This is a genomic window from Pseudomonas reinekei (genome assembly GCF_001945365.1).
Classification (GTDB): Bacteria; Pseudomonadota; Gammaproteobacteria; order Pseudomonadales; family Pseudomonadaceae; genus Aquipseudomonas; species Aquipseudomonas reinekei.
In genome coordinates this window covers 15466-27385 of the sequence record NZ_MSTQ01000011.1, presented here as the reverse complement: position 1 = coordinate 27385, position 11920 = coordinate 15466, and the positions used below count along the sequence as shown (strand labels likewise).

Annotated in this window: 9 protein-coding genes and 2 tRNA genes; 4 read left to right on the top strand and 7 right to left on the bottom strand. The window is 59.3% G+C overall.

Going from position 1 to position 11920, the window contains the following annotated elements; genetic code table 11:
* Positions 1-54: 54 nt before the first annotated feature.
* The 4 genes from BVK86_RS18340 (at position 55) to BVK86_RS18325 (ending at position 3180) form a co-directional block, all read left to right on the top strand.
* Positions 55-141, top strand: a tRNA-Leu gene (locus BVK86_RS18340).
* Positions 142-307: 166 nt separating this feature from the next.
* Positions 308-394 (top strand) — tRNA-Leu (locus BVK86_RS18335).
* A gap of 210 nt (positions 395-604) precedes the next feature.
* Positions 605-1615, top strand: a complete 1011-nt coding sequence (locus tag BVK86_RS18330; RefSeq protein ID WP_075947749.1) for an extracellular solute-binding protein — start codon at positions 605-607, stop codon at positions 1613-1615.
* The gene (locus BVK86_RS18325) at positions 1615-3180 is read left to right on the top strand and encodes an ABC transporter permease (protein WP_075947748.1); all 1566 of its coding nucleotides are present in this window, start codon (positions 1615-1617) and stop codon (positions 3178-3180) included. Before BVK86_RS18330 ends, BVK86_RS18325 begins: the two co-directional genes overlap by 1 nt.
* 48 nt (positions 3181-3228) lie before the next feature.
* Here BVK86_RS18325 and BVK86_RS18320 read toward each other — a convergent pair whose 3' ends face one another.
* The 7 genes from BVK86_RS18320 to hfq all read right to left on the bottom strand — a co-directional run bounded on the left by BVK86_RS18320 (position 3229) and on the right by hfq (position 11870).
* On the bottom strand, positions 3229-5163 hold the full coding sequence (locus BVK86_RS18320) for a methyl-accepting chemotaxis protein (RefSeq protein WP_075947747.1): 1935 nt from the start codon (positions 5161-5163) through the stop codon (positions 3229-3231).
* A gap of 150 nt (positions 5164-5313) precedes the next feature.
* On the bottom strand, positions 5314-6603 hold the full coding sequence (locus BVK86_RS18315; RefSeq protein WP_027921980.1) for an adenylosuccinate synthase: 1290 nt from the start codon (positions 6601-6603) through the stop codon (positions 5314-5316).
* A gap of 54 nt (positions 6604-6657) precedes the next feature.
* Entirely contained in the window at positions 6658-7845 is a 1188-nt protein-coding gene (locus BVK86_RS18310) for an ATP phosphoribosyltransferase regulatory subunit (protein WP_056852377.1), read from the bottom strand.
* A 312-nt stretch (positions 7846-8157) separates the two neighbouring features.
* Complete coding sequence (gene hflC, locus BVK86_RS18305; RefSeq protein ID WP_075947746.1) at positions 8158-9027, bottom strand: protease modulator HflC; 870 nt, start codon at positions 9025-9027, stop codon at positions 8158-8160.
* Positions 9027-10199: an FtsH protease activity modulator HflK gene (gene hflK / locus BVK86_RS18300; RefSeq protein ID WP_075947745.1), complete on the bottom strand. Its 1173-nt coding sequence runs from the start codon at positions 10197-10199 to the stop codon at positions 9027-9029. The genes hflC and hflK overlap by 1 nt, the downstream gene beginning before the upstream one ends.
* A gap of 96 nt (positions 10200-10295) precedes the next feature.
* A complete protein-coding gene (hflX, locus tag BVK86_RS18295; RefSeq protein ID WP_075947744.1) occupies positions 10296-11597 on the bottom strand; it encodes a ribosome rescue GTPase HflX in 1302 nt (433 codons plus the stop codon).
* A 12-nt stretch (positions 11598-11609) separates the two neighbouring features.
* The gene (hfq, locus tag BVK86_RS18290) at positions 11610-11870 is read right to left on the bottom strand and encodes an RNA chaperone Hfq (protein ID WP_007902656.1); all 261 of its coding nucleotides are present in this window, start codon (positions 11868-11870) and stop codon (positions 11610-11612) included.
* Between the last annotated feature and the right edge of the window lie 50 nt (positions 11871-11920).

Genomic DNA, 11920 nt, shown 5'->3' with positions numbered 1-11920 from the left:
AAAAGACGCTCCGTATAGTGCGCGCCATCGACGACGGACAACGTTGCCGATACTGCCCAGATGGTGAAATTGGTAGACACGCCAGCTTCAGGTGCTGGTGACCGCAAGGTCGTGGAAGTTCGAGTCTTCTTCTGGGCACCAATTTTGAGCTTGAGATTAGTTCAATTTCAAGGCTCACACAAAACCCGCGAAAGCGGGTTTTTTGCATTCAGGGTTTCTGATTTATTAAATTTAAATCAGGGGTTTACAGATCAAAATGCTCTCCGTATAGTGCGCCACATCAACAGCGGCAACGCTGAAGATGACTGCCCAGATGGTGAAATTGGTAGACACGCCAGCTTCAGGTGCTGGTGACCGCAAGGTCGTGGAAGTTCGAGTCTTCTTCTGGGCACCAATTCAGATTCAGGGTTACGACCTTGAATTTCACAAAAACCCGCGAAAGCGGGTTTTTGCGTTTCTGGCTTTCGAAATGACAGGAAGGCTTTTGTGGCGAGGGACCACCCCCTCTAGCAAAACCCTCTCAACCCCGCAAGGCGCATTTGAGAAAGAATATCGTTTATCATTGTTGCAAGTTTTTGCAATGCGACAGTGAGGAACCCTGCGAATGATGTTTCGAAATACCCTGCGCCGCGGCCTGAGCATTACCCTCCTTGGCCTGACACTCGCCACTCCCCTCACCCAGGCCGCCGATCCGGTTTCCCTGACCCTCTACAACGGTCAACACAAAGAAGTCGGTGACGCCGTTGCCAAAGCCTTCGAAGCCAAGACCGGCATTCACGTCAATGTGCGCAAAGGCAGCAGCAACCAGCTCGCCAGTCAGGTCGTCGAAGAAGGTGACCGCTCTCCCGCCGACGTGATCTACACCGAGGAATCGCCGCCGCTGAACAAGCTCGGCGAACAAGGCCTGCTGGCCAGGGCCGACGACGCCACACTGGCAGTTCTGCCCAAGGATTACGTGGCTGGCAATGGCACCTGGATCGGCGTAACCGCCCGGGTTCGCGTCGTTGCGTTCAACCCCAAGCTGATCGATGAAAAAGACCTGCCGAAGTCGGTGATGGAGTTCTCCGATCCGAAATGGCAGGGCAAGGTCGGCTTCGTACCCACCAGCGGCGCCTTCCAGGAGCAGGCCGTAGCGATCATCAAAGTGCACGGAATGGACGCCGCCGAAGAGTGGCTGACCGGTTTGCGCGCATTCGGCAAGACCTACAGCAATAACATGGTCGCGCTTAAAGCCGTGGAGAACGGCGAGGTGGCCACCGTCCTGGTGAACAACTACTACTGGTTTGCCCTGCAACGCGAAAAAGGCCAACTCGATTCAAAACTGCATTATTTCACCGGCGGCGACGTCGGCGGGCTGATCACCGTGTCCAGCGCGGCAGTCCTGAAATCCAGCAAACATCCAAAAGAAGCCCAACAATTGCTCGCCTACATGGCCAGCGAAGAAGGTCAGCGGGTCATCACCCAGACCACCGCCGAATATCCGCTGCACAAAGGCATGGAATCGGATCGCGGCCTGAAACCGTTCAGCGAACTGGAAGCACCGAAAGTCACCCCTGCCGACCTGGGCAATGCCGAAGAAGCCCTGGAACTGGAACGTGAGGTTGGCCTGAACTGATGAGCGCATCGCTATCCGCCCTCGCTGCACAGAGCGCATATGTGCCCCGGCGCAAGCGGCCGTCGATCTGGCTGCTGCTGCCGGTTCTGCTGCTGGTGGTGCTCAGCCTGCTGCCGCTGGCCTATGTCGGGCTCAAAGCCTGGCAGGCAGGTTGGGCTGAAGCCGTGCATTTGCTGTGGCGCCCCTATGTGTTTGGTCTGCTGCGCAACACCCTGGCACTGATGATCGGCGTCACACTGGCTTGCGGCGTGATCGGCCTGTCGCTGGCATGGTTGCTGGAGCGCAGCGATTTGCCGGGACGGCGGATATGGGGCGTGATTCTGTGCCTGCCGTTCGCCGTTCCCGCCTTTGTCAGCAGCTTCACCTGGGTATCCTTGAGCGCTCAGTTCGAAGGGCTGGGCGGAGCGATTCTGGTGATGACGCTTTCCAAGTACCCGCTGATTTTTCTTCCTGTGGCCGCGACCCTGCGCAATCTCGATCCATCCCTGGAAGAGTCCGCCCGCACACTGGGGCAGAATCGCCGGGGCGTGTTCTTCAAGATCACCCTGCCCCTGCTCTGGCCGTCACTGCTCGCCGGCTCTTTGTTGATTGCATTGCACATGCTGGTGGAGTTTGGCGCACTGTCGATTATCGGCCTGCAAACCTTCACTACCGCGATCTATCAACAGTTCGAACTGGAATTCAGCAACGCCAATGCCGCGATGCTTTCGGCGGTACTGCTGGTGCTTTGCCTGATGTTGCTATGGCTGGAGTTGCGAGTTCGCGGCAAAGGCCGGCATGTACGCACCGGCCAGGGCGCGGCACGGCGGGCGGAGCAGGTTCGCCTGGGACCATGGGCGTTGCCCGGGCAGCTTTACTGCCTGATGCTGGCTATCATCGGCAGCGGCATTCCCCTGGGCATGCTGGTGTATTGGCTGGCGGTGGGTTCCTCCGCTGCTTTCCCGGTGGCAGCAATCAGTGAAGCGTTACTGTCATCTCTGGCGCTGTCTCTGGGCGGCGCGGCACTGTGTCTGGTGCTGGCGGTGCCCGTCGGACTACTGGTGGTGCGCTACAAAGGCCAACTGGCGATCTGGGCGGAACGCCTGCCCTACCTGTTGCATGCACTGCCTGGATTGGTGATCGCACTGACGCTGGTGTATTTCGCCCTGCACTTTGTGCCGGTGCTGTACCAGACTTCGGCGCTGCTGCTGGTCGCCTATGCGTTGTTGTTTTTGCCGCTGGCTCAGGCACCGATTCGCACGGCACTGAACAAGGCCGCACCGCAACTGGAGGAAGCCGCGCGCACGCTGGGCGCGTCATCGTTCACCGCGTTTTGCCGAGTGACGCTGCCGATCATTTTTCCGGCGCTGGGGGCGGCGTTTGCCTTGGTGTTTCTGGATGCGATGAAGGAGCTGACGGCCACCCTGCTATTAAGTCCGACCGGGCTCAATACGCTGGCCACGGAAGTCTGGGCGCATACCGCGAATGTGGAATTCGCGGCGGCGGCGCCTTATGCGGCGTTGTTGATATTGGTGTCGGGGTTGCCGGTTTATTTGCTGACGACCCGGATGTATTTGAGCCGTTGAGATTGCCATCGCGGGCAAGCCCGCGATGGCGTCATATCTGACAACACATCAAGCCCTGAACTGCCCCAGGCTCGCCTTCAACTGCGCCGCCAAACCATCCAGCACCTTCCCACTGGCCGTGGTTTCCACCACCGCCTGAGCGGCTTTCTCAGCCTGCGCATGAATCGTCTCGACCCGACCCCGCACCGCTTGCGCGCCTTTGGCCTGATGCGCCGCTGCCTGGGTAGCCAGACCGATCGCCGCATGCACCTGCTCAACGGATGCCTGCACCGACTGCTGCAACCGCGCACTGTCACGCAATACCAGCAAGCCTTCGTTGGCCTGACGCCCAGCCTGACCAATCGCCGCCACCGCCTCACGCGCCCCCTGCTGCAACGCCACGATGTGCGCCTGAATATCGCCGGTGGAACTCTGCGTCTTGCTCGCCAGTGCCCGCACCTCATCAGCCACCACCGCAAAGCCGCGCCCGGTCTCACCGGCTCGCGCCGCTTCAATGGCAGCGTTCAATGCCAGCAGATTGGTTTGCTCGGCAATTCCGTGAATCACCGTCAGCACCACTTCAATCTGTTCACTCTGCTGCGCCAGTCGCTCAATGACTTGTGCGCCGGTATTGACCTGTCCGGCCAACTCCTCGATCAGGCTGCCGACTTTCGCCGACGTCCGGGTGTTCTCGTCGGTCGCCTGACGAATTTCCACCACCTGCTTCAACGCCGCCTGCATGGCATGGCTTTCCGACTGGGCTTCGTCAGCCATTTGTGACAAGGCACGCAGGCTTTCCGCGACCTCATCACGCTGCATCCCCGCCGCCGCGTCGGCTCCGGCGTTGCGCAACGTCATGGCACCGATTTCCACACCGGTACGCTGAGCCACATCACCCGCTTCGCGCACGATCGGCTGCAACTTATCCACAAAGCGATTGACCGCCGAGGCCATGTCGCCGATTTCGTCCTTGCTGTTGATTTGCACACGCTTGGTGAGATCGCCCTCGCCTGCCGCCAGGTCATCCATGGCCACGATCAGCATTTTCAGGCGATTGACCACACGACGCCCCAACACTATGGCCAGCAGCAGCAAAACGCCAAAACCGACTACCGCGAGGCTCACCCCGATGCGCCAGCGCAGGTTGGATGCAGCCTCCTGCACGGTAGTGGTGGTATTGGCCTTCATTTCGGATGCCGTGGTCTGCGCCGACTGCAAACGCGCACGCATGGCCGTCGCACTGTCGGCCGCCGCGCCTTTAAGGCTGTCGCCCACCAGTTGATCACCACTGGCAATCAATGCCGTAAAGCGCTTGTCCAGCGCCGCCAGGTCGGCTTCCACCGAAGCGGTCGAGACGCCCATCAGGACCTTGCCGATTTCTACGCCGTTAGGATTGATCGAAGCCTCGATGTAGAACACTGAAGGATCGTTCTTCGCTGCATCCAGTACTTTGTCCAGCGCACGCTCGCCCTGGCCCTTTTCCAGCAGCGCCTTGTTGATCGGGTTTTCCCGGTTGAGGTAGCGCGTCAGGTGCTGACCTGTGGCATCGTCATACACCACAAACAGCACGTTGGGATTGCGCTGGGCTCGACGGGCGAACTCGGACAGGGTAGGCACATCGTTGTCCCACATGGCACGAGGCGCCACGGAAGCCAGAAGCTGCGCCATATCGCCGGCGGAGTCCTTCAGGTCTTTTTCCAGGGTGGCACGCAACTGCGCCTGCTCGTCCTTCAATCGGGCGGACAAGCCTGCTGTGAGACGTTGACGGGTACTGGTGGAGAGACTGTCGAGGCTCGACGTGACTTCACGCCCCGCCTGCTCGAGCTCACCGGACAGTTTTTGACTGTCCGCACCAAGACGCACGCCAAGATCGGCTTCCAGTGCAGTCACCGTGCTCCGGGTCAGAGCAACGGCCACCAACACCTGCACCAAAAGTGCGATACCAAGGGTAACGAACACAGGCCGCAACAAACGGCTTTGTAACAGTGAGAGAACGGCCGACACTTTAAATCCCTCTGCATAGGCGCCATTAAATTGATGGCACGCCGAAAGTGACGCTTTAAGCAAAGCTGATAGCAAAGGTCATGCCGTCCGACAGGCATAAACGACAAAGGCCCCTGTTAAGGGGCCTTTGTGTTTTACATCAACAACTTATCAAGCGAACGGATGACGCAGAACGATGGTTTCGTTGCGGTCCGGACCCGTCGAAATAATGTCGATCGGCGCGCCGATCAGCTCTTCGACGCGTTTGATGTAAGCACGAGCGTTAGCGGGCAGCTCTTCCAGGGTTTTGGCACCCACGGTCGACTCGGTCCAGCCCGGCACTTCTTCGTACACAGGCTGCAGACCTACGTAGCTGTCCGCATCGGTCGGGGCAACCGCATTACCTTGCGCATCTTTGTAGCCGACGCAGATATTGATGGTTTCCAGACCGTCCAGTACGTCCAGCTTAGTCAGGCAAATGCCCGAGATGCTGTTCACATCGATAGCGCGACGCAGGATGACGGCATCGAACCAGCCACAACGACGGGCACGGCCGGTCGTCGCGCCGAACTCGTGACCTTGTTTGGCCAGGTGCGCGCCGACTTCGTCGAACAGCTCAGTCGGGAATGGGCCCGAACCTACACGCGTGGTGTAAGCCTTGGTGATGCCCAGAATGTAGTCCAGGAACATCGGACCAACGCCCGAACCGGTCGCAACGCCGCCAGCGGTGGTGTTGGAGCTGGTCACGTACGGATAGGTGCCGTGGTCGATGTCCAGCAGGGAACCCTGGGCGCCCTCGAACATGATGTCTTTACCAGCGCGACGCAGGTCGTGCAGCTCGGCCGTCACGTCCAGCATCAGCGGCTTGAGCAGTTCAGCGTATTCCTTGCACTCGGCCAGAGTCTTTTCGAACTCGATGGCTGGCTCTTTGTAGTAACCCACCAGCATGAAGTTGTGGTAATCCACCAGTTCACGCAGCTTGTCTTCAAAGCGCGGCATGTTGAGCAGGTCGCCCACACGCAGACCGCGACGTGCAACCTTGTCTTCGTAAGCCGGGCCGATGCCGCGACCGGTGGTACCGATCTTCAGCTCGCCACGGGCCTTTTCACGGGCCTGGTCCAGCGCAACGTGGAAGGACAGGATCAGCGGGCAGGACGGGCTGATACGCAGGCGCTCGCGCACCGGCACACCTTTCTCTTCCAGCTTGGTGATCTCGCGCAGCAGGGCGTCAGGTGCAACCACCACGCCGTTACCGATCAGGCACTGCACGCCCTCGCGCAGCACGCCCGAGGGGATCAGGTGCAAGACAGTTTTTTCGCCATCGATCACCAGCGTGTGACCAGCGTTGTGGCCACCCTGGTAGCGCACTACGGCGGCAGCATGTTCGGTCAGCAGATCAACGATCTTGCCTTTGCCCTCATCACCCCATTGGGTGCCCAGGACTACGACATTCTTACCCATAACACTTGTCCTCATTCGCGCAAACTTGGTGCCGGCGGCGGCCGGCAGGAAAACTCAAGAAGCCAGTGGCGAAACTTGCCAAAGCCCGTTCTGCTGAATCAATTGCCGGTCGCAGTCCGCTTCACGGGCGGCGGCCAAAGGCTGTCCAGGCAATGCCTGAACGACACGCTGACCCTCACTGCGCAACTGGCAAACCTGCTGCCAGAGTGCCGCATCCGTACTGTCAGGCATCCAGATACCGCCAGACGGTAGCTCGATTTCAGCACGCCCCAGGGTCACCAGGGTTTTCAAATCGGTGGAGAAGCCGGTTGCCGGGCGAGCACGACCGAAGTCGGCGCCAATGTCGTCGTAACGACCACCCTGGGCAATGGACTGGCCAACACCCGGCACGAACACGGCGAACACCACACCGGTGTGGTAGTGGTAACCACGCAATTCGCCCAGGTCGAAATACAGCGGCAGCTCCGGGAAGCGCGCGGACAGACGCTCGGCAATCGCCAGCAAATCGTCCAGGGCAGCCAGAACCGGCGCCGGCGCCTTGGCCAGACGCTCACGCGCAGCGGCCAGCACCTCACGGCCGCCACACAGGTCGACCAACGCCCGCAGCATGCCCGACAGATCGGCAGGCAAGCCCTCGGTCAGGGTAATGACCTCGTCGATGGCCTTGCGTTGCAACGCATCGAACAACTGCTGTTCAACTTCGCCGGACAAACCGGCAGCACGGGCCAGGCCGCGGTAGATGCCTACATGCCCCAGGTCCATGTGCACATCCGGCACATCGGCCAGTTGCAGCATGGCCAGCATCAGGCTGATGACTTCGACGTCACTGCTCGGGCTGCCGTCGCCGTACAACTCGGCACCCAGTTGAATCGGGCTGCGCGAGGACGACAAGGCGCGCGGCTGGGCATGCAGCACGCTGCCGGCATAGCAGAGACGGTTCGGCCCTTCGCGACGCAAGGTATGCGCATCGATTCGCGCCACCTGCGGGGTGATGTCGGCCCGAAACCCCATCTGCCGACCCGATTGCGGGTCGATAACCTTGAAGGTACGCAGATCCAGGTCCTGGCCCGCGCCGGTCAGCAAGGATTCCAGGTACTCGATATGGGGAGTCACGACAAACTCGTAACCCCAGCTCTGGAACAGATCCAACACCTGGCGACGCGCTACTTCTATGCGCGCCGCTTCCGGTGGCAGTACTTCTTCGATGCCATCTGGCAGCAGCCAGCGGTCTACCGTTGCCATTACGCCAATCCCCTATGATCCGGGCAGCCAGCCTTGAGGCGAGCCTTGAGTGAAGCAGAAAATGGCCGGCCCAGCGTAAACCACGCGCATGAGCGACGTGGCGAAAAGCCTGAAACGGGCTTCGCCGACCACTTTCCTCGTAAAACCTTTCGAGCCATAGCGCTCGGGCACCTGCATAAAACAGCAATCAAACGTGCAGACGCAAAAAAGCCGGGAATTTCCCGGCTGCCGCATCATACACACGTTTTCCCAAAGGATCACCCCGCCAGAGGTTTTAGCCGCCCGGCGGGGATGATTCAGGTCAACGTCGTATCAAGGCTTGGCTTTTTCCAGGTAGTGGAAGAAGTCACTGCTTGGGTCCAGGACCATGACGTCGGATTTGTTCGCGAAGCTTTCACGGTAGGCACGCAGGCTACGGTAGAACGCGTAGAACTCCTGATCCTGACCGTAGGCCTTGGAGTAGATCGCAGCGGCCTGGGCATCACCGTCACCGCGAACCTCTTCAGATTCACGATAGGCTTCAGCCAACAATACGCGGCGCTGACGATCGGCATCGGCACGAATACCTTCAGCCAGCTCGTTACCCTTGGCGCGGTGCTCGCGAGCTTCACGCTCACGCTCGGTGCTCATACGTTCGAACACACTGCGGTTTACTTCTTTAGGCAGGTCGATGGTCTTGACCCGAACGTCGACCACTTCAATGCCCAGCTCTTTTTCCGCCATCGTGTTCAACGACGCGGTGATGTCAGCCATCAACGCATCCCGCTCACCCGACACCACTTCGTGCAAGGTGCGCTTACCGAACTGGTCACGCAGACCCGATTCCAGACGACGGGACAGACGCTCGTCGGCGATTTGCTTGAGACCGGAAGTCGCGGTGTAGTAACGCTCGGCGTCCTTCACACGCCACTTGGCGTAGGCATCGACCATCACGGCTTTCTTTTCCAGCGTCAGGAAGCGCTGTGTCGGTGCATCGAGCGTCATCAGGCGTGCGTCGAATTTACGCACCTGGTTAACGTAAGGCACTTTCACATGCAGGCCTGGCTGGACATCGGTCTGAACCACGCGACCGAACTGCAGCAACACCGCACGCTCGGTCTGAGCCACGATGTAGAAGCAGTTCCAGGCAGCGATCGCCACGACGACGCCGACAATAAGGGCGATCAGCGATTTATTGCTCATCAGCGACTCTCCCGGGTACGTGCTTGCTGTTGCTGCAGATCAGCTGCCGCACGCGCATTCGCTTCATTGCTGCTGGCTGCCGCGCCGGTCACCGGAGTGCTGGTGCTGCGACCACTTTCGACCATCTTGTCCAGAGGCAGGTAGAGCAGGTTGCTCTGGCCATTCTTGTTACCGGTCACGAGAACCTTGCTGGTGTTGCTGAAGACTTCCTGCATGGTGTCCAGGTACAGACGCTGGCGGGTGACTTCAGGTGCCTTGCGGTACTCGGCGACCAGTTTGGTGAAGCGATCGGCCTCACCCTTGGCGCGCGAGACGGTTTCGTCACGGTAGCCATTGGCATCTTCAAGAATACGCTGGGCCTGACCACGGGCTTCCGGCACAACGCCGTTGGCGTAGGTTTCAGCCTGGTTACGCGAACGCTGCTCGTCTTCACGGGCGCGGATCACGTCGTCGAAGGCTTCCTGCACTTCGCGCGGGGCTGCCGCGTTCTGTACGTTGACCTGGGTGACGGTGATACCGGTGCGATACGTATCCATGAAGCGTTGCAGACGCTCCTTGATTTCGCTGGCCATCAATTCACGACCTTCGGTCAGCACCTGGTCCATGGCGGTGGAACCCACCACATGGCGCAATGCGCTGTCGGTCGCGTGCTGCAGGCTGATTTCCGGCTGATCGACGCTCAGCACGAAATCCTGCAGGTTGCTGATTTTGTACTGCACGGTCAGCGGCACTTCGACGATGTTCTCGTCTTCAGTCAGCATCTGGCCCTGCTTGGTGTACGCACGCTCACGCGTGACGTTTTCCATGTACTTTTTATCGATCGGCGGGAAATAGATGTTCAGACCCGGGCCGACCGTTTCGTAGTACTTGCCGAAGCGCAGCACAACGGCCTGCTCCTGCTCGTCGACTACATAGACCGCGCTGTACAGCCATACGGCCGCCAACACGACCAGGCCGATGCCGAGCAGACCGCCGAAGCCGCCACTCTTGCCCGAACCGCCGCCGTCATCACCACGTTTCTTACCACCACCGAACAACCCGTTCAGGCTTTCCTGCAGCTTTCGGAAGGCCTCGTCGAGATCTGGTGGTCCCTTGCGGTCGCCGTTATTGCGACGCTTGCCACCCCAAGGATCCTGATTATTCGAGTTGCCACCCGGCTCATTCCAAGCCATAGCGCTCTCCATCTGATAAAGCAAAGACGCACCCACGGCGCGCCGACCAATGCTACAGAATGCCTGTCACCACGGCACAACCGCTTTGTCAGGCTTTTATTGCAAAGTGTGTTGCTCGATGAATTCCAGCGGTTGCAAACCTTCGCGGCTCACCAGTCGATTCAACTCGGCTCGAGGCAAACGAACGGCCAGCAAACTGATGCCTTCGTCATCGTGTTCTTCCTTTTGTACCGCACCGAGTTCGAAAAACTGCGCACGCAGTCGGGCGAAGCGTTGCGGCAAGCGCAAGGTACCGACAAACAAATCACTGCCAAGCAATTCGGCAATGGCTTGCTCAAGCAATTCCAGCCCCGTGCCATCACGCGCCGACAGCCAGACCCTCTGGGGCTTGCCGTTTTCGTCGCGCTGGATTTGCGGCTCAACGCCTTCAAGCAAATCGAGTTTGTTATAGACCTCGAGGATCGGCAAGTCCTGGGCGCCAATCTCGCCCAGCACCACCATCACCTGCTCGATCTGCAACATGCGATCCGGTTCGGCCGCATCGATCACGTGCAACAATAGGTCGGAGTTACTCGACTCTTCGAGGGTAGACCGAAATGCCTCGACCAGCTTGTGGGGCAAGTGGCGAATGAAACCTACCGTGTCCGCCAGGACAATCGGCCCCAGGTCGTCCAGATCCAGACGGCGCAGAGTCGGGTCCAGGGTGGCGAACAATTGGTCAGCCGCGTAAACGTCGGACTTCGTGACGTTATTGAACAGCGTGGACTTGCCGGCGTTGGTGTATCCCACCAGCGACACGGTAGGAATATCCGCGCGCATACGGCCGCGTCGCGACTGCTCGCGCTGGCTGCGCACCTTCTCCAGCCGCCCCTTGATCTGCCGCAGGCGAACCCGCAGCAAACGGCGGTCGGTTTCCAGCTGGGTTTCACCCGGGCCACGCATGCCGATACCGCCACCCTGACGCTCAAGGTGAGTCCAGCCACGAACCAGCCGGGTGCTCATGTGGTCAAGCTGGGCCAGTTCTACCTGGAGCTTGCCTTCATGGGTACGGGCGCGTTGGGCGAAAATATCGAGAATAAGACCGGTGCGATCGATCACGCGACACTCGAAGACTCGTTCGAGGTTGCGTTCCTGACTGGGCGTGAGGACGTGATTGAAGATCACCAGATCGGCTTCTTCGGCTTTAACCAGGTCGCGCAGCTCCTCGACCTTGCCGCTGCCAATCAGGAATTTGGCGGTTGGCCGATGACGCGGCACGTTGAAAAACGCGACGGTCTCGGCGCCGGCCGAATTTGCCAACTCCTGAAACTCCTGCGGATCTTCGCGCGCCTCAGGGTCCTGTCCATCCAAGTGAACGAGGATCACTCGCTCACCACCACCGTGGCGCTCAAAGAACAAAGGAGACTCCTATCAGGCGTTACCTGGCTCAGCGTCACCGGCTTCAGATTCGGTTGCGCTAGGCAGACGAATTGGACGAACCGGCACCACTGTAGAGATAGCGTGTTTGTAAACCATTTGGCTGACGGTGTTTTTCAGCAGGATAACGAACTGGTCGAACGACTCGATCGTGCCTTGCAGTTTGATACCGTTGACCAGGTAAATGGAAACCCCAACTTTCTCTTTACGTAAAGTATTCAAGTAAGGGTCTTGTAGCGAATGCCCTTTTGACATGTGCCGCACTCCTTTAAGGATTCAATATAAAAAATAGGTAAACAGATGGC

What these genes read in the sequence shown, in the direction of transcription:
- BVK86_RS18330 (WP_075947749.1), top strand. Translation starts at nt 605, where the DNA reads ATGATGTTTCGAAATACCCTGCGCCGCGGCCTGAGCATTACCCTCCTT.
- hfq (WP_007902656.1), bottom strand. Translation starts at nt 11,870, where the DNA reads ATGTCAAAAGGGCATTCGCTACAAGACCCTTACTTGAATACTTTACGT.
- BVK86_RS18310 (WP_056852377.1), bottom strand. Translation starts at nt 7,845, where the DNA reads ATGGCAACGGTAGACCGCTGGCTGCTGCCAGATGGCATCGAAGAAGTA.
- BVK86_RS18315 (WP_027921980.1), bottom strand. Translation starts at nt 6,603, where the DNA reads ATGGGTAAGAATGTCGTAGTCCTGGGCACCCAATGGGGTGATGAGGGC.
- hflC (WP_075947746.1), bottom strand. Translation starts at nt 9,027, where the DNA reads ATGAGCAATAAATCGCTGATCGCCCTTATTGTCGGCGTCGTCGTGGCG.
- BVK86_RS18325 (WP_075947748.1), top strand. Translation starts at nt 1,615, where the DNA reads ATGAGCGCATCGCTATCCGCCCTCGCTGCACAGAGCGCATATGTGCCC.
- hflK (WP_075947745.1), bottom strand. Translation starts at nt 10,199, where the DNA reads ATGGCTTGGAATGAGCCGGGTGGCAACTCGAATAATCAGGATCCTTGG.